This window comes from Dyadobacter sp. CY326, assembly GCF_021390515.1.
Taxonomy (GTDB): Bacteria; Bacteroidota; Bacteroidia; order Cytophagales; family Spirosomataceae; genus Dyadobacter.
In genome coordinates this window covers 234,216-258,304 of the sequence record NZ_JAJUXI010000011.1, presented here as the reverse complement: position 1 = coordinate 258,304, position 24,089 = coordinate 234,216, and the positions used below count along the sequence as shown (strand labels likewise).

The window sequence follows — 24,089 nt, the reverse complement described above, 5'->3', positions numbered from 1 at the left end:
TAGATTTATTTAATAGAAACCAATTGAATGGCTGAACCGGGAGTCAACCGCAGCATATTGCTGGTAATCACCGTGTCGCCGGGAGCCAGCCCTTTTGTAACATGCACTGAAAATGCATTGCGCTCACCCACCTCAATGGCTTTAAAACCAGCCTTCCCTGCATTGGCAACATACACGCTGTAACCTTTGGACGATGGGATCAATGCCTGATTCGGGACCAGAATGGCGTTACCGGTGTTGCTTAAACGCAATGTCAACCGCGCACTTTGACCTGGCAATAATTCGCTGCCTTTATTATCTGTCACCGCACGCATTAGAAGCGTTTTTGTTTTTTGGTCTAAACCTGCTTCATGCGCGACAATCCTGCCTTTGTAAACTTTGTCGTTTGACTCCACATTGTAGTCCACCTGATCGCCGGTTTTCAATGTGTTGGCGTGTTTCTCAGGAATGGCGAAGTCGATTTTAAGACGGCTGTTGTCGGTAAGCAATGCAAGCGGGCTGCCGGGCGTAACGAAAGCGCCGGTGTAAACATTCACAATCCCCAGGTTTCCGCTAAATGGCGCGCGGATGCTTGTTTTGGAAATAGTCACTTTCAACTGCTCAATTTTCGCTTGCAGAACTTTGAGATTGGTAAATGCCTGATCATAATCTTGTTGAATGGCTGCTTCTCTGTCAATCAGGTCTTTAAGTCTTCTTTCATTTAAAAGAACCAGTTTTTCCTGTTGTTTCAATTGTTCCAATTCAGCCAGCAGGTCTGCGTCGTCTAACTTGAAAAGCAATGTTCCTGCTGTCACGAATTTCCCTTCTTTCGCATGCACCGCCACGACTTTGCGGCTAAGCTCACTTGTAATGCTCACTTCCTGAAATGCCATCAGCGTTCCGGAAACGATCATTTCTTCGTTTAACGATTCCGAGCGAAGCACCTGACCATCAACCGGAACGCCCGTTGGTTGTGCTGCTGCGGCGGCGGCTGGTTTTTTCGGCTCAGCCTTTTCGGATGTGTATCCTTTGAGATAAACGGATAACAATATCACCCCCGTTATAATGAGGCCTGATATGATTTTTGCAGAATGGATTGTCTTTTCCATATATAGATTGATTTAAATATTTGAATTATTCGATTGACTGGTTTGTAGTTTTCTGTTTTTCGTGGCTGGTCCAGACTTCCCAAGTCTCCAAGACTTGGGAAGTCTCGACGATAGATGTAAACGCGGGTTACTTATTAATATATTGAAATGTATCGATATATTAGGGCAAAAAATTTAAATTTTTAATGTGTTAAGGAATTGAACGTATTCATTAAGAATCCCTTTATTCAATTTGTATTTGACGTTCCTTCCTTCTTTTTCAACAACAATTAGATCCGCGTCGGCAAGTTGTTTGACATGATGCGAAATGGAAGGTTGCGTCAGATCGATAAAATCCGAAATTTCGTGACAATACAAACAATCCTCTTTTTGACGCAACTGCTGCAATATGAGAATACGGCTGGGGTCGCTCAACGCCTTTGAAATCCGCTCCACTTTCCTGACCTCCATGACTTATGATATATAGATAGATTTGAATATATTAATTTAACTGCACAGTGCGTAGACTACAAAGCAAATGAATAAATAATTCCAGGAGCAGTAAATTTTTTTTGGATAGAATCGGACAATGCCCGAAGAACTAAACCCTATCAAGAATAAAGTTGCCGTCGATGCCAAGTTTTTCGTGAATGGCTTTTAGAAAAGGCACGTCAGGTTCTCTTTTCCCATTTAATATCTGTGAGATTTTTGCTGACCCCATCCCAAACATTTCTGCAAGCTTTCCCTGTGTAATATTCATTTCAGTGATCCGCTGCTGCACGACCGACCTTATCGTAACTGTCAATGGCATGATATTGAGCACATTGTCTTCATAAGATTCAGCGAGCAGGGTAAGCTTATGCAACTCCTCAGACTCTATTTCATTCAAAGCATGAAAACCGCCTGCCTCCGTCGCCTTCTGAATAAATCCCTCTATCAGTTTGATAACCTGCTTGTATTGCGTCTCATTTCTTATTTTGTCGATCATGGCATTATTTCAAATAGTGGAACAATTGATTTTATCATAACTAGTGTGTGTGCCGATAAATCGTATGTAAACCGTCCTCTTATCAAAATGGATCATTGCAACCTACCGATAAGAATTCCCTTTTATGTTGAATACAAAGCGATCATTTCCAACTGAGTCGACGCTATTAAAAGTCTTTTTTACATCTGCAAAATTCGCCCAATCACCTCGCCGAGTCTTTTCATACCAATAATTAAGCGGCTCGGCCGCAGCATAGTTCGATTTTATGAATTCTTGCAAGGCTGTTTTTGCAATTATGACCATACTGTAAATTTACGGATTTTTCATAAACTGAAAAATTTTTCAAATATTGAAAAATTCCTCAGGTGTCTTAGGTTACGTTAGCTTCAATATGCAAGGAGCCGAAACCCACTCACACCAACCCGGCACAGTTATTGTAACTCACACATCCACATTGCAGTTACACAACAAACATTTGAATATCATGGATATTTACCAAATTGCCTCCGAATATTGGGAATCGTCGTTTACAGATAATGACCCGTCTGACCCGAGAGAAACGCCTCCTTTTGATCCTCGCCCGGAAGTGCCGTCGCCCGATGTTCCGGAAGAAACGCCTCCATTTGAAAGAGATCCTGAAACTTCGCCGACTTATCCGCAACCTGAACTTCCGCCGGTAGAACCATCTACGCCGGAAATCGATCCTTCGATTCTTCCTGGACAAGAGCCCGGAATTCCTGCATTTATTTAATTTCTGCTGAGCATCGTAAGTGTCATTAGGGCGCCGCAAGTCTGAAAATATTTTTCTTTTTTCTTGGTTAAACAATATTACATTTGAGCACATTAAAGGAATGTGACTCAAAAAGTGTTAGGTTTTGGCATGCTGCTGGCGCAGCAAGTTGACGACAGCTTGCAGGAAACGGCTTAAATTTTTAGATTATGAATAACAATCAGATCGTTACAGCCCTTTTTGACGCCGTACAAAACAATAACTTAGACATTGCAGGCGCCGATAAAAAGTTCTATACCAAACTCGTTTTACACGCTTCTGAAATCCGGGACCTTTACACGCAGCTTTATGCAAATCACCCGGATTATAACGATAATTTCACGAGACTGATCGAAGTCCTGATTGCTTCCCATCAAAACCGGTTACAGGAGCTGCGGGATCGAGATTATCATAAAGACGAAAACTGGTATTTGAGCAATCAGCTTGCTGGAATGAGCCTGTATATTGATCGCTTCTGCGGGAACATTGAGGCTTTGCCAGGAAAATTTCCTTACCTGCGGGACTTGGGCGTGAATGTCTTGCACCTCATGCCAAGCCTGGAAAGTTCCGACGGGAAGATTAACAGTGATGCAACCTCTGATCTCAAAAGCGTTGACTTGCGATTTGAGAACTTGCGGGATCTGGAAGCAGTTCGTGTGGAAATGCACGCAAATGGCATGAATCTCATGCTGGGGCTTGATCTCAACCATGACTTCAATTCAACTAATCCGCAAATTTTTGTAGAAATGCTGGCCAATGCGCTGGTCTATGCCAATCTGGGAGTGGATATTTTGCGCATAAACGCGTCTGCAACACATATCGCAGGACTGGAAAGAAACAGCCAGAATGCCTCCCAAACGCATACGATTTTTCAATTGTTGAAACAATGTGTGCAAGTGACTGCACCAGGAATGGCATTGTTGGGAGAATCCATCACTGAGCCCGGTGAAATTATGAAGTGTTTTGGCGAAGGACGTTATCTGGCAAAAGAGTTCGACTTTGCCTATAACACCACTCAAATGGCGCTTCAATGGGATGCATTGGCATCGGGGCAAGTTTCGGCGATGATGGCTGCACAACCTGTGCTTTCTGAAAAACCATTTGGCACAACCTGGATCACTTACACGCGCAACCACAATGATATCGCTCTGGATTACGACGACCACATGATCCTTGATGCTGGGTTTACGCCCAATGAGCACCGAAAATATCTAAGCGAATATTTTTCTGACTCTTTTTCTATTTCAACGTCCTCAGCAACATCGTTTGCTCCTGATATAGAAACTCCAAATACACACATCAGCGGCACATTGGCATCGCTATGTGGCTTGGAAAAGGCTGTTAATGCTAAAAACGAGCATCAGATTAACATTTCCATTCAGAAAATGCTGTTAATGCAGGCGAACAGCTTCTTTGTTGGTGGACTTCCCGTGTTATTTTATGGAGATGAGGCGGGTTATTTTAATGATTATTCGTTTCAGGATGTGCAGGATAACGGCAATGATGATCGATGGATGAACGGGCCTTTAATTGATTGGGAGAAAAATCGGCTGGTAAATGTGGAAGGCACAGTGGAAAACAGGATTTACGCCGGAACCAAGAAACTGCTGGAAATTCGTGCAAAACTGCCTGTCGTTGCCGACGTTAATAACACGCGCTGGCTACCAAGGCACAACATCCATGTCGCCGGATTTGTCCGTAATGGAAAAGAAAAGGCACTATTTTGCATTTTCAATTACAGCAATGAAAGTGCTTATCTTACCTGGCATTCATTCCGATACAATGGCCTGACTCCGGTAAAACTATACGACCACTGGCGCGAAACTTACTTTGAGACTGGAAACGATGCTGATTTCTTGATATTGGAATCCTACGCATTTTACCTGCTTGAAGTCGTAGATTAAAGCCGATTATGGGCAATGTTACACAGCGGTTTTCACTTAAAACTTTGAGCCGCTGCAAGCATTGCATTCTGTTACAATGAGCGATTTGTCTACATTAGTTACATAGAAATATTTCTACAAATCAATTTGATAACCTTAAACAAATTGTATATTTCCGAAAAATTAAATCCTCGGAAATGAAAAAACTTTTACTCTCCATTTTTTTATTCTCCTCCTTATTAGTTCAGGCACAGTCATATAAGGCGCTGCCTGGAAGAATAGAAGCTGAGGAGTATGCTACAATGAACTCAGTCGCCACAGAACCAACCGGCGACACCGGCGGCGGCTCAAATGTGGGCTGGATCGTAGACGGAAGTTGGATGGATTACAGTGTTAATGTATCCGCTTTGGGGTATTACACATTGCATTTTCGGGTTTCCAATGGATACAGTCCCGAAGCAACACTTTCACTCAGGTCACCCAATGGCAATATTCTTGGGCAACGCATTGTGCCACAGACTGGCGGCTGGCAAAACTACACCACCATTAGCTTCGTAGCGCTGCTTCCGCAAGGCAATCAAACAATCCGGATCTTTGCTGAAAAAGGCGGTTTTAATTTCAATTGGTTTGAAGCGATAGCATCTCGCAATGTTATCGGAAGAGTTGAAGCGGAAGATTTTGACGCCGTGAGCGATGTCCGGACGGAAACCACTTCCGACGTTGATGGAAATTTGAATGTAGGCTATATTGATGATGGTGACTTTCTCGACTATAACATTAAACTGGCTGCTGCCGGCACTTACTCGGCAAATTTCCGGATTGCCAACAGTTATGGCGCTGGCATAATTCAGATAAAAAATGGCAGCGGAGCTTTACTTGGACAGATCAATGTGCCTCAAACCGGAGGCTGGCAAAGTTGGGAAACCATTGGCATACCATTAACATTGCCTGCCGGAAGCCAGCTTATCCGTCTTTCAATCGTGTCCGGTGCGTTCAATCTCAACTGGTTTGAATTCGCTCCGCTAGCCGCTCCAACTATTGGCGTTGCGTTGCCTGCAAAAATCGAAGCTGAAAGCTTTGACGCTTCTCATAGCATTGGAACCGAGGCGACGCCCGATGAAGGCGGAGGCGAAAATATTGGCTGGATCCAGGACGATAGTTGGATGGAATATAAGGTCAATTCGGCCGAGGCAAGCATTTATACTTTTAGTTTTCGCGTCGCAAACGGTTATAGCCCGGAAGCTTCATTTGCTTTGAAAAGAGGGAATGGGACGGAACTGGGACGCATTACAGTTCCACAAACGGGCGGCATGCAGGCTTATAAAACTGTTAACATGCTCGCCGCAGTGCCCGCCGGAAATGAAACATTGAAAATACAATCCTTGAAAACTGGCTGGAATTTCAATTGGTTTGAGGCCAAAGCATCGCGTCCACTTACGGGCAGAATGGAGGCCGAAACATTCGACGTCGCAAGCGATGTAAGAACCGAAGAGACAACTGATGCAAACGGCGGCGCATCGGTCACATACATTGACGACGCCGACTGGCTCGATTACAATGTTAAGCTTGCGACCGCGGGCGTTTACACCATTGGATTCCGTGTTTCTAACAGTTACGGAAATGGAGATATTGAGATAAAAAGTGGCGCTGGCGTTGTGTTGGGGCATGTAAATGTGCCACAAACTGGCGGCTGGAATGATTACAGTACGATTCGCACAACGATAAATCTTCCGGCTGGCAGCCAGATTCTCCGCATTTATGCAAATCGCGGCGCATTTAATCTGAACTGGTTTGAGATTACAACGGGCGTTGTTCAGGATCCATCGACGATTACATTTGCCGAAATCGGTGATAAGGGTTTGCAAGAGGGAACATTTAACCTTGTGGCGAGCAGCAATAATAATGAGTCGCCAATTACTTATTCGTCATCTAACCCTTCCGTAGCAACCGTTTCCAATGCAACCGGCATTTGGAAAGCAACGCTGGTTGGCGCTGGACAAACGACAATAACCGCTTCACAATCAGCAAGTGAGCATTATTTGCAAGCTGAGAATGTAGCCAGAACCTTGACGGTCACAGCCCAATCCAATCCGACAAACCCAATTGCAGGAACCAAAATTGTCCTCGATCCAAAGCGCTGGTATCAACTGACCAATGCTGCCAATGGACTTGACGGACTATTTGATGGCAACCTGGAAACAGACGTGCTTACAGGCTGGGGAAAGGCGATCGACTATTATGACGCCTATTATCCGCTCAGAGATGGTGAACAGATAACCCTGCAAAGCATCAGATTTTTTGATTACACGGGCTCGACCGAGAATCAGCCGCTGCTATTATCTGTTATCGACGACCAATGGAACCGCATTCCGGTTGGGAAATTTACTGGTTCCGTATATAATGGATGGGTAGGACCCTATCCCGACAGAGCCTCCAATAGCAGCTTCGCACTGGACGCTCCGATTTCGAACATTCGTTATCTGGTTTTGACCATTCCCAATTTGCTTCCTACCGAGATTGAATTCTACGGAAGTTACACGCCAGCGCCACCTGCAAACGGGACGGGACGCATAAAGAACATTCGCTTAAATGACATGCTGGGTGTCAATGGTTACGAATGGAACTTCCAGGATGGCGCCCACACAGAGTCGCTCGTCGAAGCGAAAGTTACCGCTGCCAAAAGCTTTTCCGGATTCCGCCATTATATGGATTGGGAAAAACTGGAATCCAGAGAGGGTGTCTTTTCCTATAATCCAACATTAAGCGGCAGCTGGAATTATGATTTGATCTACCAAAGACTCAAACAAGAAAACATTGAAGTGCTGGCCTGTCTGAAAACGTTACCAGGCTGGATGTTAGCATCTTACCCTGAAGGTGAAAGAGATTCCGAGAATGTGCCCGTCCGCTTTGGAAAAGATTTTAAAGATCCGCTTTCCTACATTGAGCAGGCCAAAGTTGCTTTTCAATATGTTGCGCGTTATGGGAGCAATGTGAATGTCAACCCGTCTTTATTGAAAGTGGATACAATTCCAAGATGGTTTGGCGATTATCCAAACACTGTCAAAATTGGCCTGGATTTGGTCAAATACATTGAATGCGATAACGAGCGCGATAAATGGTGGAAAGGCCGTAAAGGTTATCAGACTGCGCGTGAATATGCTGCTAACATTTCCGCTTTTTATGATGGCCACAAAAACACAATGGGACCGGGAGTTGGCGTAAAAAATGCTGATCCAAATATGAAAGTCGTGATTGCGGGAATGGTAACAGGCCCGGATTATCTCAAAGGAATGGTGGACTGGTGCAAGGAATTTAGAGGTTACAGACCCGACGGAAGCGTGAATCTATGCTGGGATGTGGTCAATTTTCACCTTTATACAGACGATGCTTCTTCAAACCAAAGCGGCACATCAACGCGCGGCGTGGCTCCGGAGGTTGGAAATGCATATGTAACGCTTGATAATTTTGTGAAGACCTCAAAGGAAATGTCTCAGGAAATGCCCGTTTGGATCACAGAAGCCGGTTATGACTTAACCCAGACAAGCCCGCTGAAAGCGATTCCTATTGGCAGTAAGTCTCCTATGCAGACACAAGCGGATTGGATCCTGCGCACTTCGTTGTTCTCGGCACGCCACGGAATCGAAAAGATTTTTTATTATCAAATGTATGATGATAACCCTGCATGGGGATGGATGTTCGGTTCGTCGGGCTTACTGAATGATGACTTTTCGCGCAGACCTGTGGCTGACTATTTTGTGCAGACGAAAAAGCTTTTCGGTGATTATGTTTACAAAGAAACCATCAATGCAGACCCTGTTGTAGACCGCTACGAGCTGAATGGCAAGTCGGTTTTCATTCTAACGGTGCCTGATGAAGTGGGCAGAACCGCTGAATATACGGTCAATCTGGGCGGCTCTGGCGTCGCCAACATTTACACGCCAACTGCGGGAAGCAATAATATGGCTTTGCAAGAAAAAAGCATCGTGGATGGAAAAGTAACGGTTACGGTTACAGAAACACCAATTTTCGTCACTGCGGGCAATGCTAATGCCCGAACTGCCGCCGCTGCACCTGCATTAACGCCTAAGGAATTTCCTTTGCACGAGGATGTCAATGTTTTCCCAAATCCTGCAACGGATTTTATCAACATTGAACTGGCCAATGAAAATAGCGCCGACGTGGAATTTAAAGTGTTTGACGCAAGAACGGGCCGACTTTACAAAGACAATCGCGTTCAAAAACCGGGCAACAAAATGTCACACAAGCTTAATCTAGCGAATCTGCCTGTTGGATCTTACATTATTGAAGTGAAGCAGGGAAATGAAAGCACTTTCCGCAAGCTAGCCAAAGTGCATTAATCCAGTTATTATATTAAAAAGTGGCTTAATGTTCCTGATCGGATCGTTAAGCCACTTTTTTTAATTAAGATAATGCGCTGTCCCGCGGTTTGCCATGCGACTTCCATCAAGCCTGGCAATGTTAAATTTGTCTCTATATTCCTTCGGCGTAACACCGGTGCTCTTCTTAAATAACTGCCGAAACGACTTCAAGTCGTTATAACCCGAATTCAGCATCACTTCCAGCACACTTTGATCGGTTTGCGCTAAAAGCTTTTTTGCAGCTTCGATCCGCGTCCGTTGCAAATATTCGATAGGCGTCACGCCAACCGCTTGTTTGAACCTCCGAACCACATTGCGCCTGCTCGCCGGAATGTCCTGAATCAACGTTTCAATGGTGCTTCCTTCCTGATATTCCTTCTCAATTTTCTTTTGCGCCATATTTACCAAACCATCACCATGGTCCAGCGAAGGCGAAAATGTACCAAAATAAGTCTGCTGCTCGCGGTCCATATCAATTGCAAACATCTTCGCCGTTTGAAGCGTCAGCTCTTTTCCGCAATGACGCTGAATCAAATAAAGCATTAAATGAAAACTGCTTGTGGCTCCACCGCTTGTATAAATTCCCCTGTCGTCTGTAACGACGGCGTCACTTTTCAGGATGATTTCCGGGAAATTTGTAGCTAGTGACATGGCGGCATCAATGTGCGTTGTCGCCTCTTTCCCGTTCAACAAGCCAGCAGCCGCAAGGAGAAAAGCACCCGTGCAAAAACTCGCTATTTCCGCACCCCGATCATATTGCTCGATGAGCCATGGAATGCACGGATAATTTTTCGCAATTGATGCTTTGAGATCACCTGCGCCAAAAGCAGGAACAAGGATTAATTGCTGTTGTGAGGCTGTATTTATCGAACCAATTTCGTATGTTCCGTAAAGTTCGGCAGGATTGCTTTCGGGAGAAAAAAGGTTGATATTGAAGAACGGTGCACCATGCTCGCGCTCATAAAACATATTTGCTGATTCAAACACATCCAGAATAGCCGCTACACTTAGCAACCGATGTTTGTTTGTAATTAGAATTCCTAATTGTATCATATATTGGACGATTAATGAGCAAACTGCCTGACAATATAATGTTTTTTTGTCTCAAACGCCCCGGTTATTGCTTTTTAAAACGCATTACCAACTCTTATTTTTGTCTTAAACATAAATAGTATAGTCCTAAATCATCTAAAAATTAACCAGGAGCACAGGAATGGCAGGAACTTGCAATTCGTGTAAATTCGTGCATCCGTGGCAAGCCAACAATCATGAGCAAATCAAAATTTGAAATCTCGCTGGAATCCGGCGTTCACAATCAGCTTAGTGCATTAACAGGAAGCTGGAAAGGAATCACAAAAACATGGTTTGAGCCAGACGTCGTCGCCGATGAATCTCCAATGGAAGGCACCATCCGCCCAATCCTGGGAGGACGGTTCATCATTCACGAATACAAGGGTTCGCTTACTGAAGAACCGTTCGAGGGGATTGCCATTTACGGGTTCGATATCCCAAACAACAACTTTCAAGCCGCCTGGATCGACAGTTTTCACATGGGAACCGGCGTAATGCTGTCCAATGGCACGCCATCTGAAAAAGGTTTTTCGGTGCTCGGCAGTTACGGCGGCCCGGACATTCCCGAACCATGGGGCTGGCGAACGGTCGTCGAGCTGATTGACAACGACAATCTCATCATCACAGCCTACAACATTTCGCCAGAAGGCCAGGAAGACAAAGCAACTGAAACAGTTTACAAGCGGATTGGGTGAGTTATAGTTGAGACAACTCTTTCTTAATAAATGTTTCGAGCTCTTCCTTAGTGAGAAGTTCAACGAGATATTTACTAACAAAAAGAGGCATATCACTGTCCGCAACTGCATATTCAATCAATGCTTTGTTCTGATCGGTAATTGTTCCACGCTTGAAAGATTTTTAGTGAATGAATATTGCCCGATAATGTAGAGATTCGATCCTGTATCCACCCAATCCACTTTCCCAATGGCATGAATTTGTTAACCATCGGAAAAAGGATCAATTTTTAGCGACATGAAATACGGGAGGCGGTTGTGGTTTGTGATGCTTGTTGTGGGAATTATGACCTCTTGTAAGCCCGTGCCGGTTTCACATTGGTTTCCGGTTACGCCGCAGGAACATTACGAACGTGAGCTCTACAAGGCCAAGATGGAGAAAACTGCGGCTGGACAAACGTGGTTTAGAGTTGGTGAAGCTGTTTTGAACGATTCGATATTTTCCATGGCGCCTTACCAGGAGCGCTTTTTTTTGGGTGACTCATTTCCCGCACAGGCCATTCGGCTGCAAGTTCCTGAGGGAAGGAAATTGGTCATTACGCCTTTGCGCGATCCCGAGGACACTGCCGCACATTTTTTCATGGAACTCTATAAAATCAAGGCAAACGGAAAGCCGCAGCGACTGGATTATCTCAGCAGCGAAGGGCAAACGTTGACTTACACCAATGAAAATTCCGACACATTGCTGCTTCGCCTGCAAACCGGCGTGAACGAAAAAACAGCTGTTTCGCTATCCTTAACAACATTACCCGCATTGGGTTTCCCGGTTTCGGGACATGGCATATCTTCCGTAATGAGCTTTTGGGGTGCCGACCGCGACGGCGGAATCCGGTCTCATGAAGGAGTTGATATCCGGGCTAAGCGTGGAACACCGGTCGTTGCAGCACAAAACGGATTTATAACCCAAACCGGCACCAATAACCTGGGTGGGAAAGTTGTCTTTCTGTCCTCTCTCAGCAGTCCATACTCGCTTTATTACGCGCATTTGGACAGTCAGCTGGTCTCAGTTGGTGAGCGTGTTGTGGTTGGCGATACGCTCGGCTTGGTTGGAAACACCGGCAATGCGATAACCACAGCGCCGCATTTGCATTTTGGAATTTACGCGCGCGGTTCAGGCGCGGTAAATCCCTTGCCATTCATTGACGATCGAAAAGAGAAAATTGCAGGTCTGCCGGAAAAATCCCGCTGGCTCGGTGACACAGTCCGCATCAAGCGGAAAGCAAATTTATATAACTCACCACAACTTGATAATGAAGGAAAAATCGCCTCATTATCCGCTAATACATTGGTAAGGATAATTGGAGAAATGTCCAAGGGCTTTCGCGTAGCGCTTGAAAATGGCGAGAAAGGATACATTCCAACTGTGCCATTGGAAGCATATAACAGGCAGATCTCGTCTGCAAAGTAATTAAATACGAAACTCCGGGAGCAGATAACTGGCGAATCTGTCCCGGAGTTTCAATACAGCTCAGGAGCAAATGACCCTGTCTGTAAACGATACAAAACCTATTTTAACTCTGCTAACCATTGCTGGGCAAATCCGCGGGCAGCATTTGTAGGACCTGGTCCAATGCGATAACAAAATTTCCAGACGTCGTTTTTCGCTTCATAAGCGGGATTTACAAACTTGTCGCGGTTATCGACAACCTTCGTTTTTGCTGCAAAATCCACTCCTTTGCTTTTTTCCAAAAACTCGCTTAGCCTGGCAGCAAGCACTTTCCCCGAATCCTTCCACTTTTCGTATTCCGAAGCATTCTTTTTGTTATTCCTTTCAAGTGTTTGCTCCGACTGCGCAATTTCATCTTTGGCAAGAAACTCCGCATATTGCTTTTTGAACTCTTCAAAATCCGTTTTCAAAAGCGGCTTAATCTTCTTGAAAAAAGCAGCAGTTTGCTTTCCGTTTTCGATTGTTTTTTTGAAATCTGCACGCTGGTCGGCGGGCAAACTTGTTAACATGCCTTCCATGCCCTGATACGTTTCGGCCGATTGGATCTGCATATCAACGATTGGCGCAATATCGTCCGCTTTCATTCCCTGAACCCCTTTCAGCCGGCTGGCACGAATTTCCGCTTGTCTCTGCTCGCTTACTTTGGTTTCCCCTGGCTGATAACTTTTGTTCAGCCAGGTGTTGTAACGCGTTCTAAATTCGTCGGAACCGTAATAAGCTTTTATAAAAGTGCCTGCTTTTGTAATGGCGGCCGCTTGATTTTCAGTTGAAATGGCCCGGCAAGCTGCTTTTACGGAACTGCTGACGTAAGGCATATGAACTGCATTGTTTTGCAAAATGCTCCATAATCTTTCCTGGAAATCCTTTCGGGTAACACCCATCTCAGAGAAATCGTCGGAAAAAGTGAAATTCAAAAAGGAGAGGCACAATGCATAGAGAAGGAGGACGCTTATTTTATTTTTCATGGCTATAAATAAATGGAGCATTATTGCTTGTCTCCGATCATCTCAATTTCCTGGCCTTCATAAACCACGAAAATGTTCAGCTTACCAGACTTAATGCTGCCGATCTTCTCCGTTCCTTCGTACAGATCAATGCCCGTGCTTCCGGCATTTTTCAGTGCAATTGAGCCTAAATCCTCGTCCGGTTCGGAGACACCATCCAGTTTCAATTTCATTTTACCGGTTACAACTTCCGAAGAAAACTTGTCCAGTTGAACCGTGATTACTGCTCCTTCAAGCGGTTGCTTGGTGCCGTCAATTTTGAGCTCGGTAATTTTGTAAGTGCCGACAACCTGCGCGCTCAGCTCCGGAGCCGGATCTTTGTCTTTGTCTTTTTCACAAGCGAAGAATAATGTACTCAGGAATAAAATCAGAAAAATCTTTTTCATGGCTGTTTTAAATAAATGATAAATAGATGAGATAAGTTGTCTTTTGACTCGACAAAGGTAGATCGTCAAGCGGCCGGCAATCAATCCTTTAAAAGTAGGATTTTTGAAAAATCATGCTTTTAAAGGATATTATTCAATGGTTTTATTTAGGAATTTTACACCCGTATTTTTCCAGCCAAAACTCCTCCGTGTAACCATGAAACTAGTTTACAAAACTGTCTTCCTACTTCTTCTTTATGTGCACGCAGCAGCCCAGAACGGTGATGCCAATGCTATTTTGAAAAAGATCAGGGAGAGTAAGGAAGACACCAACCGGGTGCTGGCGTATATCGAATACGGTCAGCTGTTAGAAAATCAAAATCTGGACAGTGCCGGCAAATATTATTTAAAAGCAGAGGCCCTTAGTCAGAAGCTTAATTATGATTTGGGAAAATTCAAATTTCGCTCCAATTACACTTACATTCTGAATTTGCAGGGCAAATTTGACCAGGGACTGAAATTGAACAAACAGAGCCTGGACATAGCAACGAGAACGAAACATGAGGTGAACATTGGTAAAAGCCAGGCGAATATTGCCACCAGTTATGTCTATATGGGCAATTTCACTGAGGCGATTAAATATTACCAGCGCTCGGTGGACCAGTTTGAGAAGTTAGGAATGAAAGAATTCCTGCCCAGACTTTACATCAGCATAGGCTCAGCATTTGAACATGCCAATCTTTTTAACAAATCATTGGTATACAAACAGAAGGCCCTGCAACTAGCCAGACCAATGAAAGACAGCCTGACATTGGCCGACATTCTGACCAACTTGGGTGGATGCTATTTCAATTTAAAAAGATACGAGGAAGGACGCGCGGCATATACGGAAGGGCTTGTAATTGCACAAAAGATTAAATCAGACATCTTCGTTGTGCAGGCTTATGGAGGACTCTGTCGCGTTAACCGCGGGCTGAAAAAGCTGGATATCGCTCAGGAATATGGTGAAAAAGGATTAGACCTGGCCAGGAAAACAGGCAATGTTTTTCTGGAAATGGAATGTTTGCGGGCCCTGATGTTTGTGGCCGAAGACCGCAACGAGCCTGCACTTTCTGCAAAATACACGCGTGAAGCGCTCAAAATCGCCGAGGCCAATGAAATGACAGACCATTTGGTTGAGCTTTATGAAGATTACGCAACGGATTTGGCGCGTGAAAACAATTACAAAGGCGCTTACGACTATTTAATGAAATACTCGATCCTGAACGATTCGATTCAAGGAGTGGATGTTCAGAAGCAATTGCAGGAACTGGATACGCGCTATTTGACTGCTCAAAAGGAAAAGCAGATTGTCAGCCTAGAAAAAGAAAAACAAACCCGTAACACCCTTATTTATAGCCTAATTGCAGGATTAGTCGTCCTCACACTCATTTCAATTTTGGTTTACCGAAACATTACAATACGAAAACGAATCGCTGAAAAAGAAGTGCTCCAATTGCAACAAGAAAAACAACTCGTGGCCACAAACTCCATTTTGAAAGGCCAGGAAGAAGAACGCACCCGCGTCGCCAGAGACTTGCATGACGGTCTCGGTGGATTATTATCTGGTATTAAATTAACTTTAAATTCCGTGAAAGGAAATGTAATTCTGCCCGAGGAAAGCGCTATGACCTTTACCCGGGCACTCACACAACTGGACGGCGCCATCAGCGAAATGCGCCGCGTAGCCCACAGCATGATGCCCGAAACGCTCGTCAGGTTCGGACTAATCGACGCGCTCAAAGACTTTTGTGATGGAATCAGTGCATCGGGTCAATTGAAGGTGGTTATGCAGGATTTCGGATTCGAAAACCGGCTCGACTCATCCATTGAGATTGTGCTTTATCGCGTCGTGCAAGAGCTTTTAAACAATGTGCTGAAATACGCCGATGCAACCGAGGCGCAAGTCCAGCTTACCCGCATTGGCAGCAATGTAAGCCTTACCGTGGAAGACAATGGTAAAGGTTTCGACGTGAGCAGCCTGGAAACAAGCAAAGGAGCGGGTTTCAGGAATGTGCAGGCACGTGTGGATTATCTTAACGGAAAGCTTGATATTCAATCGAAACCAGAGGAAGGCACATCCGTGTTGGTGGAAATTGTTGTGTAATTAACCTAAATAAATTGAACTTATGAATGTCAGAATTCTTATTGTGGACGACCATCCACTGGTGTTGGAAGGGTTGAAATCTCTGTTGTCAGAAAGCGAGGGAATTTCGGTCGTGGGCACCGCAACCAATGCCATCGATGCCATTTCGTTTCTTAAAAACAATGAGGTCGACATTGCGTTTCTGGACATTAACCTGCCCGATATCAGCGGAATAGAGCTTTGCAAAAAGGTTAAGGATCAATTTCCAGAAGTCAAAACGCTTGCATTAAGCACATTCAGCGAGCGGGCTTATGTCTCGCGCATGATTCAGAATGGAGCTTCCGGTTATTTGATTAAAAGTTCTAGTAAGGAGGAAATTTTGGAAGCGATTCAGCAAGTGCAGGCAGGAGGTTATTTTATGAATGTAAATTTCGATCAGGCTGCGGCAACTTCCGCGCCAAAAACGATTCCATTCCTTACCCGCCGTGAAAAGGAAGTCCTGATCCTCATTGCCGAAGGAATGACCAACCCGCAAATCGCCGACAAACTTTTCATCAGCGTAACAACAGTCAACAGCCACCGCCAAAACCTCCTCATGAAATTCGAGGTCTCAAACACAGCATCGTTGATTAAGCTAGCGGCTGGGTTGGGGTTGATTTGATCGAACGCGTTATCTATTTACTGTAATGGAAGCGGCATTGAATGATTACAACCTTATCATTTGTAATTTCATAAACTAGCCGATGTTCATCAGTAATCCTTCTTGACCAGTAGCCTGAAAGCTCGTATTTGAGAGGTTCTGGTTTGCCAATTCCATGAAATGGAGTTTCCAGAATGGAAGCAATTAGGTTTCTGATTTTTTTTAGAACCGCGTCATTTCCTGTAATTTTCCAATAAGTAAGTTGCGCTTCTGCTTTTGACGTAAACTCTATTTCCATATATCATCGAGGCCAAGTTTTCGGGTTTTTCCGTCCTTGGCTTCTTGAATAGAGTCTAAGAGTTGAGTCTTATTGGTTGAGTTACTTAAAAGGTAATCAGTTGTATCTTCTTCTTGAACAGTTTTATAACTGATTCCAACAGTTGCTAAGAATGCTTTCAGCGTGCTAATCTGCTCACCTTCTCCTTGAATAATTAACGTTTCCATGTTTGCTGAATTTGGTAAGATAAATATACCAAATATTTTTAACTCTAGGTTTACTCCGTAGTCACCAAACTCCCAAACGGGAACAGCGCTGATGAGACGTGGGCCTTGTTCATGATCTGGCCGAGTTCTTTGGCTTTTTCGGGGAATTGGGGGGTGAGGTTGGTGGTTTCGCTCGGGTCCTTTGACAAGTCATAAAGTTCAACCAATGCGTCCGGATTGCCAGCAGCTTTCAAACGAACGGCTTTCCAGTTTCCCTGCCGAACTGCCTGTCTGCCACCTTGTTCGTGAAACTCCCAATAAAGATAATCGTGCTTCTTCTGTGTCGTTTTACCCTTTAATGCATCAGTAAAGGAAATCCCGTCAATGTTATGAGGAGCTTGAACCTGAGCTAACTCCGAAAACGTTGGCAAAATGTCCCAAAACGCTCCAATATAATCGCTTTTCGATCCCGGCTTAATGACGGCTGGCCAGCGCGCTGCGAATGGTTCGCGAACACCGCCTTCGTACAAATCGCGTTTTACGCCGCGTAATCCGCCACTGCTGTTAAAAAACTTGGGATCGGCCCCGCCTTCTATGTGCGGACCATTGTCGCTCGTGAAGATGATCAGCGTATTTTTGTCCAGTCCTTTTTCTTTCAATTTATCCAAAACCTGACCCACATACATGTCCAAACGTGTAACCATGGCTGCGAAAGTGGCCCGGGGAATTTCCTGCGAAGCGTAACCGCCGTCCTTGGCATTAGCCCCGTAATCGTCGCCCTTATGCGGTTTTTCTTCAAACTTGCCTTTGTAAAATTGCAAAATGCTGTCTTCCGGAACAATCAGTTCAGCATGCGGAAGAATGTAGGGCAGGAACAGGAAAAACGGCTTTTTACCATCCTGAGCATCAACGAAATGCAATGCTTTTTGCTGAATGAGATCCGGCGCGTATTCTTTATTATAACGCAGATTTTTGTTGCCTTCCAGAACAATCTTTTTATTGTTTTCCCACAAATGATTGGGATAATAACGGTGCGCCAGACTTTGGCAATTATAGCCGTAAAACTGATTGAAACCCTGCTTATTAGGATCTCCTTCCGAGCCGACCGGCCCAAGTCCCCATTTGCCAAAAGCCCCGGTGACGTAACCGGATTTTTGTAAAATCTCAGCAACCGTCAGCACCGAATCTGCAATGGGCTGCTGCCCTTCGGGTGAAACACTTTTGTTCCCGCGAATGTATGTATGACCCGTATGCTTGCCCGTAAGCAATGAAGCTCTTGACGGCGCACAAACGGATGTCCCTGCGTAGAACTGATTGAAAATCATCCCTTCCCGCGCAAGCTTGTCAATATTTGGTGTTTTGATTAATTTCTGACCATTAAATCCCACGTCTCCATAACCCAGGTCGTCAGCTAAAATGAAGATAATGTTGGGTCTCCCCGGCTTTGCAGTTTGTGCCCATAAATCGCATCCAATGATGCCAATTATAAAGCAGCAAAACAGCGTAAAAACGTTTTTCATTATTTACTACTATATTTGATATACTTCAAAAAGACATTGAAACCGCCGGATTACTTGAAAAACCGCGGCTATCTTTGCCCCCGATACCCTACGACAGCCAGACGACTGGCATGAATTGACAACCACCGAAAATTCCGGCAAGTCGGACTGCGCTGTCAAATAGGGTATCGGGGTTCAAAATATATCTCCCTGCTATGCCTCAGCAGTTTTTAATCTACTTAATTGATAGACAAAATAAGAATATTAAAATCAAACAAACAATAGCCGCATGGGCTGATTGGCTAAAATAGTTGCGCTGTTTACCACTAACTTTTACCGCACCAAATGCAATCAGAGCCGATTAACAGGTAGATTTTATAAAAATATTCTTCTTTGAACATCTACAATTATTACCTTCCCGAATGGAGAAAGACAACACCTATTTTGGCGTGAAGGAGATCGCGCGGCGTGCAAATGTTTCGATTGCAACGGTTGACAGGGTTATTCACAATCGCACCGGCGTTTCCGAAAAGACAAAAAAAAAGATCAATGAAATTATAAAAGAACTTGATTATCAGCCAAATATACTCGCTAGTCGCCTGGCTTCGAGGAAGATCATATCGCTTGCCGTTTTGCTTCCCAAAGTTTCCGAGGAAACTGATTTTTGGGAAGCTCCTTTAAAAGGAATCTTGCGCGCGCAGCATGAAATCAAGAAATATGGGGTGCAGGTCAGCACGTTTTTGTTTGACCTCAATGATCACCATTCATTCACGGAACAAACGAAACTGATCCTGGATGGCACTTTTCAGGGCGTTTTGTTGGCGCCCTCTTTCGTAGAAGAAGCACGGGAGTTTGTTAAAACTTGCCACAAACTTAAAATCCCTTTCGCATTCATCGATTCTGACATTCCGGATCAGGATAACCTGGCTTACATTGGTCCTCATTTATTCCAAAGCGGTTATGTGGGCGGGAAATTGCTGACTTATCGGCTCAAAGAAAAGCATAAAGTGCTGGTTGTCAATATTTCCAAGGATACAGACACCTATAATTACCATCAGATCGAGGAAGGCTTCCGAAGCTATTTCAAGGACCACAATATTCCGGGTGAAATCATTCGCATTGACATTAAAGACACGGATAACCTGTCCGTTACGCGAGATCTCAAACGTGTTTTGCTCACGCATGAAGACATTGAAGCCATTTTTGTCACCAATTCCCGGGTGTCCTCAGTCGCATCTTTTCTCGAAAAAAATAACAGAACCGACATTTCGCTGATCGGTTACGACTTCCTGAAAGAGAACATTCGCTATCTGAAAGAAGGGCTAATCGATTTTTTAATTTGTCACAAACCGGAAGAACAAGGTTACCGCGGATTAATGGCCTTGTATGAAACCCTGGTGCTTGGTACAACCGTCGCCAAGGTTCATTTTATGCCTATCGACATCGTCACAAGGGAAAATCAGGCATTTTATCAAAATTGAATGTTAAGTAATTAAAATGCCATAGAAATGATCTTGATATCGTGTTGTACCAAAATAATTTATAACCAAGTAGGTCAATAACATATCGTTAAAAATATGTTAGTATATTTACGGGTACGTCCCCGAAATCGCTTTCGAGGCTATTCCTAAACACTTTATTAAACATTATGCATTCGCTTAACCGACGAAATTTCATCATCAAATCTGTTGTAACTGGCGCCGGATTGGGGTTGCTGGACTTTTTCCCAGCCATTGCCCGCGTCGCTGACGGAAAACGCGTCGGCATCATCGGACTGGACACTTCTCACAGCGTTGCATTTGCAAAAGCATTGAATGCAGAGGCGCCAGATCCGGTTTATGACAGTTACAAAGTGACGGCTGCATATCCGCAGGGGAGCAAGGACATAGAATCCAGCACGAAACGCATTCCGGGATACATTGAAGAAGTCAAAAAGTTAGGTGTAAAAATAACCGGCTCAATCCAGGAATTGCTAGCCGAAACGGATGTAATTCTTTTGGAAACCAATGATGGGAGACTGCATTTGGAACAAGCACTGGAAGTGTTTAAAGCTGGCAAAAGAATGTTTATAGACAAACCCGTAGCTGCCTCATTATCAGACACGATTGCGATTTATAATGCTGCCGAAAAATACAAAATCCCCGTTTTCTCTGCCTCATCTTTGCGCTATATCAAAGGACTTGAAAATATCGACAAAGCCAAAGTCCTGGGCGCAGACACTTATAGTCCTGCCGTTTTGGAAAAAACCCATCCAGACTTCTTCTGGTATGGCGTCCATGGCGTTGAAACTTTATATACTGTCATGGGAACTGGTTGCAAAAGCGTCACGCGCGTGAGCACGCCAAACACAGACATTGTTGTAGGCATTTGGGGTGATGGCAGAACAGGCACATTCCGAGGCACGCGCACAGGCAAGCACGATTATGGCGGGACAGTTTTTACGGAAGACGGCAACAAAGTTTTGGGGCCTTATGCAGGCTATGAGCCGCTTTTGGTAGACATTATCAAATATTTCAAAACAGGCGAAATGCCCGTAACGCCTCAGGAAACGATCGAAATTTTCACATTCATGGAAGCCGCCGATGAAAGCAAACGTCAAGGCGGAAAAAGTGTAACATTGGAGAGTGTTTTAACCAAAGCCAAAAAGAGCCGATGAACATTGCTCAGACTTGGTGACCAAATCCTTTAACCATCATTTGACATGAAAAATATTCCTAACGAAAGAAGAGAATTTTTGAAAAAAACGCTTGCCGGAAGCGCATTGCTTACTTTGGGCGGCGTGCTGCCAGGTTTTAGTCCAAAAAGTTATGCAAAAATCATTGGGGCAAATGAGAAAGTGAGAGTCGGCGTGATGGGCGTCAATAGTCGCGGTCTGGCGCTTTCTTCTAACTATGCATTGCAGCCAAACTGTGAGGTTGTTTCGATCTCCGATGTGGATTCACGAGCCGCAGAAAAATGCATTAGCACTGTTAATGACATTCAAAAATCCAAACCTGCCAACACGCCTGATTTTCGGAAGGCACTGGAAAACAAGGATATGGATGCATTGGTTATCGCAGCGCCCGATCATTGGCACGCGCCTGCTGCCATTCTGGCTTCGAAAGCTGGAAAGCATGTTTATCTGGAAAAACCTTGCAGCCACAACCCAAACGAAGGCGAAATGCTGATCACTGTGGCCAAAAAATATAAGAATGTGATTCAAATGGGCAACCAGCGCCGTTCGTGGCCGAATGTGATGGCTGCAATTAAGGAAGTTCATAGCGGTGCTATTGGCCGTCCGTATTTTGTAAAAGGTTGGTATACCAATAATAGGGCGTCCATCGGCGTGGGAAAAGAGACTGCTGTTCCAACCTGGCTGGACTATGAGTTATGGCAAGGTCCCGCACCGCGTCGTGCTTATAAGGATAATTTAATCCATTACAACTGGCACTGGCTTTGGAACTGGGGAACGGGCGAAGCGCTTAATAATGGCACACACATGCTGGATTTAATGCGCTGGGGCTTACAAGTTGAATATCCCAACCGGGTTACCTCTTCGGGTGGACGATTCCGGTATAAAGACGACTGGGAAGCGCCTGATACACAAGTTATTAATTTAGAATTTGACAATAACACCGCCATGTCATGGGAAGGCAGAAGCTGCAACGGCCGGACGAATGAAGGCAGCAGCGTTGGGGTGATTTTCTATGGAGAAACAGGCTCGCTGCAAATTGGCGAGGGCAACACTTACACCATTTACGGACTTGATAACAAGGTGATTAAGGAAGTAAAAAATGACTTTGTGATTGATCCAAGAAATAAGATGAACCCGTCGCAGGGACTCGATGCATTGCACATTCAGAATTTCTTTGATGCCATTAAAAAAGGAACGCCGCTGGCTTCCGAGATCGTCGGCGGACACCAGAGCACATTGCTGGCGCAGCTTGGCAACATTGCTTATCGCACAGGAGCAACATTGAATGTTGATTCTTCAAATGGGCACATTAAAGGCAACAAAGAAGCTGAGAAACTTTGGAAAAGAGAATATCAAAAAGGCTGGGAACCGACTGTTTAGCTCGGTTTAAAAAGTTTAGTTTAATCTCAGCTCAGTTTCAAGTCAGATTAGCCTAGTTCAAGATTAGCTCAGTCTGAATCCAAGGCTTATTCCAAAACCCTGGATTGAAATCCAGGGCAATGAGATTGTAATCCCCTGACGGGGATTATGCGCCTAGCCAGTAAAAATTATCCCCGTCAGGGGATTTACATATCCTATCCCCGGAATTCATTCCGGGGGTTTATCGCCAAAAACCATGAACAACGCCTCCATAGCAATCAAAGTTGAAGATCTTTCGAAGCGGGAAACGATGATCTCGATCTTCCTGATTGGGCTGATGTTTTTCATCTTTGGCTTTGTTTCGTGGGTGAACTCTATTCTCATTCCATATTTCAAAATTGCTTGTGAGCTTACCAGTTTTCAGGCTTACCTGGTCGCATTTGCATTTTATATTGCCTATTTCGTGATGTCTGTGCCTTCCTCCTACTTGCTAAGAGCGGTGGGTTTTAAGAAGGGAATGATGTTTGGATTTTGGGCGATGGCCTTGGGTGCATTCATTTTTGTGCCCGCCGCCATGTCTCGAACCTATGAGATTTTCCTGCTTGGGTTGTTCACCATTGGCATTGGATTAGCGATTTTACAAACTGCTGCTAACCCATACATTACAATCCTCGGCGCAAAAGAACGTGCAGCCCAGCGCATTAGCATAATGGGGATTTGCAATAAAGCGGCAGGCATTTTGTCTCCCATTGTCTTCGCAGCCGTCATCCTCCGCCCTACCGACACAGCCATGTTTCAGCAACTGAGCTCGATGACAGACATAGAACGCAGCACAGCATTGGACGAGTTAATCCGCAGGGTTATTAATCCTTACATCGGACTGGGAAGCTTTCTTTTCATCCTCGGTTTTTTGGTTTACAAATCACCTTTGCCGGAGATTGACACGGAGCATGAAAGCGAACAAATTGCAAGTGCTAACGCAGGCAAGACCAGCATTTTTCAGTTCCCTCATCTCATTTTGGGCGCATTAGCGATCTTTTTGCACGTGGGAACGCAAGTGATTGCCATCGACACCATCATTGGTTATGCCAATTCCATGGGCATTGATTTGCTGGAAGCGAAGGTTTTTCCTTCCTACACACTTTTCTGCACCATTTGCGGGTATTTGATTGGAATCACCGTCATTCCGAAGTATATCAGTCAGGTTACGGCGCTTAGGATCTGCACATTGCTGGGGACGATTTTTACATTACTGATTGTTTTTGCAAAAGGAGAAATTCACTTCCTGGGTCACACGACAGATATTTCGATTTGGTTTGTGGTGTTACTTGGATTGGCCAATTCATTGGTTTGGGCGGGAATATGGCCGCTCGCGCTGGATGATCTGGGCCGGTTTACCAAACTCGGTGCTTCGATCATGATCATGGGACTTTGCGGGAATGCCATTATGCCCCTTTTCTACGGCTATTTCGCAGATACGCTGGATGTAAGGCAGGCTTACTGGGTGTTGTTGCCGTGCTATTTATATCTCGTTTTTTATGCGGTCAAAGGTCATAAATTAAGAAAGTGGGGATTTTGAAATTTCTTAGAATTAACACATTG

The 24,089-nt window shown here is 44.6% G+C and carries 20 protein-coding genes and 1 pseudogene; 11 read left to right on the top strand and 10 right to left on the bottom strand.

Going from position 1 to position 24,089, the window contains the following annotated elements; all coding sequences use genetic code 11:
- Nucleotides 1–5: 5 nt before the first annotated feature.
- From LZG73_RS21875 to LZG73_RS21860, 4 genes and pseudogenes are all read right to left on the bottom strand, one after another.
- Complete coding sequence (locus LZG73_RS21875) at nt 6–1,088, bottom strand: efflux RND transporter periplasmic adaptor subunit (RefSeq protein ID WP_233854527.1); 1,083 nt, start codon at nt 1,086–1,088, stop codon at nt 6–8.
- Nucleotides 1,089–1,262: 174 nt separating this feature from the next.
- Nucleotides 1,263–1,538 carry a helix-turn-helix transcriptional regulator gene (locus LZG73_RS21870; protein WP_233854525.1) on the bottom strand — a complete coding sequence of 92 codons (276 nt, stop codon included), beginning with the start codon at nt 1,536–1,538 and terminating at the stop codon, nt 1,263–1,265.
- Between the two features lie 130 nt (nt 1,539–1,668).
- Entirely contained in the window at nt 1,669–2,055 is a 387-nt protein-coding gene (locus LZG73_RS21865) for a helix-turn-helix domain-containing protein (protein ID WP_233854523.1), read from the bottom strand.
- 9 nt (nt 2,056–2,064) lie between these two features.
- A pseudogene (locus LZG73_RS21860) lies at nt 2,065–2,358 on the bottom strand (type II toxin-antitoxin system HigB family toxin).
- A gap of 181 nt (nt 2,359–2,539) precedes the next feature.
- Here LZG73_RS21860 and LZG73_RS21855 point away from each other — a divergent pair.
- The 3 genes from LZG73_RS21855 (at nt 2,540) to LZG73_RS21845 (ending at nt 9,065) form a co-directional block, all read left to right on the top strand.
- Nucleotides 2,540–2,806 (top strand): filamentous hemagglutinin, encoded by a 267-nt coding sequence (locus tag LZG73_RS21855; protein WP_233854521.1) that lies wholly within the window; start codon nt 2,540–2,542, stop codon nt 2,804–2,806.
- Between the two features lie 188 nt (nt 2,807–2,994).
- Nucleotides 2,995–4,728 (top strand): alpha-amylase family glycosyl hydrolase, encoded by a 1,734-nt coding sequence (locus LZG73_RS21850; protein WP_233854519.1) that lies wholly within the window; start codon nt 2,995–2,997, stop codon nt 4,726–4,728.
- A 176-nt stretch (nt 4,729–4,904) separates the two neighbouring features.
- Nucleotides 4,905–9,065, top strand: coding sequence for a carbohydrate-binding protein (locus LZG73_RS21845; protein ID WP_233854517.1), 4,161 nt, complete (start codon nt 4,905–4,907; stop codon nt 9,063–9,065).
- Between the two features lie 60 nt (nt 9,066–9,125).
- Here LZG73_RS21845 and LZG73_RS21840 read toward each other — a convergent pair whose 3' ends face one another.
- Nucleotides 9,126–10,139, bottom strand: a complete 1,014-nt coding sequence (locus tag LZG73_RS21840; RefSeq protein WP_233854515.1) for a GlxA family transcriptional regulator — start codon at nt 10,137–10,139, stop codon at nt 9,126–9,128.
- A 215-nt stretch (nt 10,140–10,354) separates the two neighbouring features.
- Between LZG73_RS21840 and LZG73_RS21835 the strand changes: the two genes are divergently transcribed.
- Both LZG73_RS21835 and LZG73_RS21830 read left to right on the top strand, forming a co-directional pair.
- A complete protein-coding gene (locus LZG73_RS21835) occupies nt 10,355–10,852 on the top strand; it encodes a DUF1579 domain-containing protein (RefSeq protein ID WP_233854512.1) in 498 nt (165 codons plus the stop codon).
- A 277-nt stretch (nt 10,853–11,129) separates the two neighbouring features.
- Nucleotides 11,130–12,299 carry a M23 family metallopeptidase gene (locus LZG73_RS21830; RefSeq protein WP_233854510.1) on the top strand — a complete coding sequence of 390 codons (1,170 nt, stop codon included), beginning with the start codon at nt 11,130–11,132 and terminating at the stop codon, nt 12,297–12,299.
- Between the two features lie 98 nt (nt 12,300–12,397).
- Here the strand turns inward: LZG73_RS21830 and LZG73_RS21825 are convergent, their stop codons facing one another.
- On the bottom strand, nt 12,398–13,303 hold the full coding sequence (locus tag LZG73_RS21825; RefSeq protein WP_233854508.1) for a hypothetical protein: 906 nt from the start codon (nt 13,301–13,303) through the stop codon (nt 12,398–12,400).
- A gap of 20 nt (nt 13,304–13,323) precedes the next feature.
- The gene (locus LZG73_RS21820) at nt 13,324–13,728 is read right to left on the bottom strand and encodes a hypothetical protein (protein WP_233854507.1); all 405 of its coding nucleotides are present in this window, start codon (nt 13,726–13,728) and stop codon (nt 13,324–13,326) included.
- Between the two features lie 196 nt (nt 13,729–13,924).
- On the opposite strand from LZG73_RS21820, the gene LZG73_RS21815 reads away from it, so the two are divergent.
- Nucleotides 13,925–15,853 carry a sensor histidine kinase gene (locus LZG73_RS21815; protein ID WP_233854506.1) on the top strand — a complete coding sequence of 643 codons (1,929 nt, stop codon included), beginning with the start codon at nt 13,925–13,927 and terminating at the stop codon, nt 15,851–15,853.
- 22 nt (nt 15,854–15,875) lie between these two features.
- Complete coding sequence (locus LZG73_RS21810) at nt 15,876–16,493, top strand: response regulator transcription factor (RefSeq protein ID WP_233854505.1); 618 nt, start codon at nt 15,876–15,878, stop codon at nt 16,491–16,493.
- 13 nt (nt 16,494–16,506) lie between these two features.
- Here the strand turns inward: LZG73_RS21810 and LZG73_RS21805 are convergent, their stop codons facing one another.
- Genes LZG73_RS21805 through LZG73_RS21795 form a run of 3 tightly spaced genes read right to left on the bottom strand, consistent with a single transcriptional unit; the run spans nt 16,507 to nt 18,475 of the window.
- A complete protein-coding gene (locus LZG73_RS21805; RefSeq protein ID WP_233854504.1) occupies nt 16,507–16,770 on the bottom strand; it encodes a Txe/YoeB family addiction module toxin in 264 nt (87 codons plus the stop codon).
- Nucleotides 16,761–16,976, bottom strand: a complete 216-nt coding sequence (locus LZG73_RS21800) for a hypothetical protein (protein WP_233854503.1) — start codon at nt 16,974–16,976, stop codon at nt 16,761–16,763. Before LZG73_RS21800 ends, LZG73_RS21805 begins: the two co-directional genes overlap by 10 nt.
- Nucleotides 16,977–17,026: 50 nt before the next feature.
- Nucleotides 17,027–18,475 (bottom strand): arylsulfatase, encoded by a 1,449-nt coding sequence (locus LZG73_RS21795; protein ID WP_233854502.1) that lies wholly within the window; start codon nt 18,473–18,475, stop codon nt 17,027–17,029.
- A gap of 401 nt (nt 18,476–18,876) precedes the next feature.
- Here LZG73_RS21795 and LZG73_RS21790 point away from each other — a divergent pair, with 401 nt between their 5' ends.
- The 4 genes from LZG73_RS21790 to LZG73_RS21775 all read left to right on the top strand — a co-directional run bounded on the left by LZG73_RS21790 (nt 18,877) and on the right by LZG73_RS21775 (nt 24,066).
- On the top strand, nt 18,877–19,935 hold the full coding sequence (locus LZG73_RS21790; RefSeq protein ID WP_233854501.1) for a substrate-binding domain-containing protein: 1,059 nt from the start codon (nt 18,877–18,879) through the stop codon (nt 19,933–19,935).
- Nucleotides 19,936–20,102: 167 nt separating this feature from the next.
- Nucleotides 20,103–21,110, top strand: a complete 1,008-nt coding sequence (locus LZG73_RS21785; protein WP_233854499.1) for a Gfo/Idh/MocA family protein — start codon at nt 20,103–20,105, stop codon at nt 21,108–21,110.
- Nucleotides 21,111–21,155: 45 nt separating this feature from the next.
- Nucleotides 21,156–22,508 carry a Gfo/Idh/MocA family protein gene (locus LZG73_RS21780; RefSeq protein ID WP_233854497.1) on the top strand — a complete coding sequence of 451 codons (1,353 nt, stop codon included), beginning with the start codon at nt 21,156–21,158 and terminating at the stop codon, nt 22,506–22,508.
- A 235-nt stretch (nt 22,509–22,743) separates the two neighbouring features.
- On the top strand, nt 22,744–24,066 hold the full coding sequence (locus LZG73_RS21775) for a sugar MFS transporter (RefSeq protein ID WP_233854495.1): 1,323 nt from the start codon (nt 22,744–22,746) through the stop codon (nt 24,064–24,066).
- Nucleotides 24,067–24,089: the final 23 nt, after the last annotated feature.

Bases quoted from the DNA above. Each gene is read 5' to 3' on its own strand.
- LZG73_RS21875 (WP_233854527.1), bottom strand. From the start codon at position 1,088: ATGGAAAAGACAATCCATTCTGCAAAAATCATATCAGGCCTCATTATA.
- LZG73_RS21870 (WP_233854525.1), bottom strand. From the start codon at position 1,538: ATGGAGGTCAGGAAAGTGGAGCGGATTTCAAAGGCGTTGAGCGACCCC.
- LZG73_RS21865 (WP_233854523.1), bottom strand. From the start codon at position 2,055: ATGATCGACAAAATAAGAAATGAGACGCAATACAAGCAGGTTATCAAA.
- LZG73_RS21855 (WP_233854521.1), top strand. From the start codon at position 2,540: ATGGATATTTACCAAATTGCCTCCGAATATTGGGAATCGTCGTTTACA.
- LZG73_RS21850 (WP_233854519.1), top strand. From the start codon at position 2,995: ATGAATAACAATCAGATCGTTACAGCCCTTTTTGACGCCGTACAAAAC.
- LZG73_RS21845 (WP_233854517.1), top strand. From the start codon at position 4,905: ATGAAAAAACTTTTACTCTCCATTTTTTTATTCTCCTCCTTATTAGTT.
- LZG73_RS21840 (WP_233854515.1), bottom strand. From the start codon at position 10,139: ATGATACAATTAGGAATTCTAATTACAAACAAACATCGGTTGCTAAGT.
- LZG73_RS21835 (WP_233854512.1), top strand. From the start codon at position 10,355: ATGAGCAAATCAAAATTTGAAATCTCGCTGGAATCCGGCGTTCACAAT.
- LZG73_RS21830 (WP_233854510.1), top strand. From the start codon at position 11,130: ATGAAATACGGGAGGCGGTTGTGGTTTGTGATGCTTGTTGTGGGAATT.
- LZG73_RS21825 (WP_233854508.1), bottom strand. From the start codon at position 13,303: ATGAAAAATAAAATAAGCGTCCTCCTTCTCTATGCATTGTGCCTCTCC.
- LZG73_RS21820 (WP_233854507.1), bottom strand. From the start codon at position 13,728: ATGAAAAAGATTTTTCTGATTTTATTCCTGAGTACATTATTCTTCGCT.
- LZG73_RS21815 (WP_233854506.1), top strand. From the start codon at position 13,925: ATGAAACTAGTTTACAAAACTGTCTTCCTACTTCTTCTTTATGTGCAC.
- LZG73_RS21810 (WP_233854505.1), top strand. From the start codon at position 15,876: ATGAATGTCAGAATTCTTATTGTGGACGACCATCCACTGGTGTTGGAA.
- LZG73_RS21805 (WP_233854504.1), bottom strand. From the start codon at position 16,770: ATGGAAATAGAGTTTACGTCAAAAGCAGAAGCGCAACTTACTTATTGG.
- LZG73_RS21800 (WP_233854503.1), bottom strand. From the start codon at position 16,976: ATGGAAACGTTAATTATTCAAGGAGAAGGTGAGCAGATTAGCACGCTG.
- LZG73_RS21795 (WP_233854502.1), bottom strand. From the start codon at position 18,475: ATGAAAAACGTTTTTACGCTGTTTTGCTGCTTTATAATTGGCATCATT.
- LZG73_RS21790 (WP_233854501.1), top strand. From the start codon at position 18,877: ATGGAGAAAGACAACACCTATTTTGGCGTGAAGGAGATCGCGCGGCGT.
- LZG73_RS21785 (WP_233854499.1), top strand. From the start codon at position 20,103: ATGCATTCGCTTAACCGACGAAATTTCATCATCAAATCTGTTGTAACT.
- LZG73_RS21780 (WP_233854497.1), top strand. From the start codon at position 21,156: ATGAAAAATATTCCTAACGAAAGAAGAGAATTTTTGAAAAAAACGCTT.
- LZG73_RS21775 (WP_233854495.1), top strand. From the start codon at position 22,744: ATGAACAACGCCTCCATAGCAATCAAAGTTGAAGATCTTTCGAAGCGG.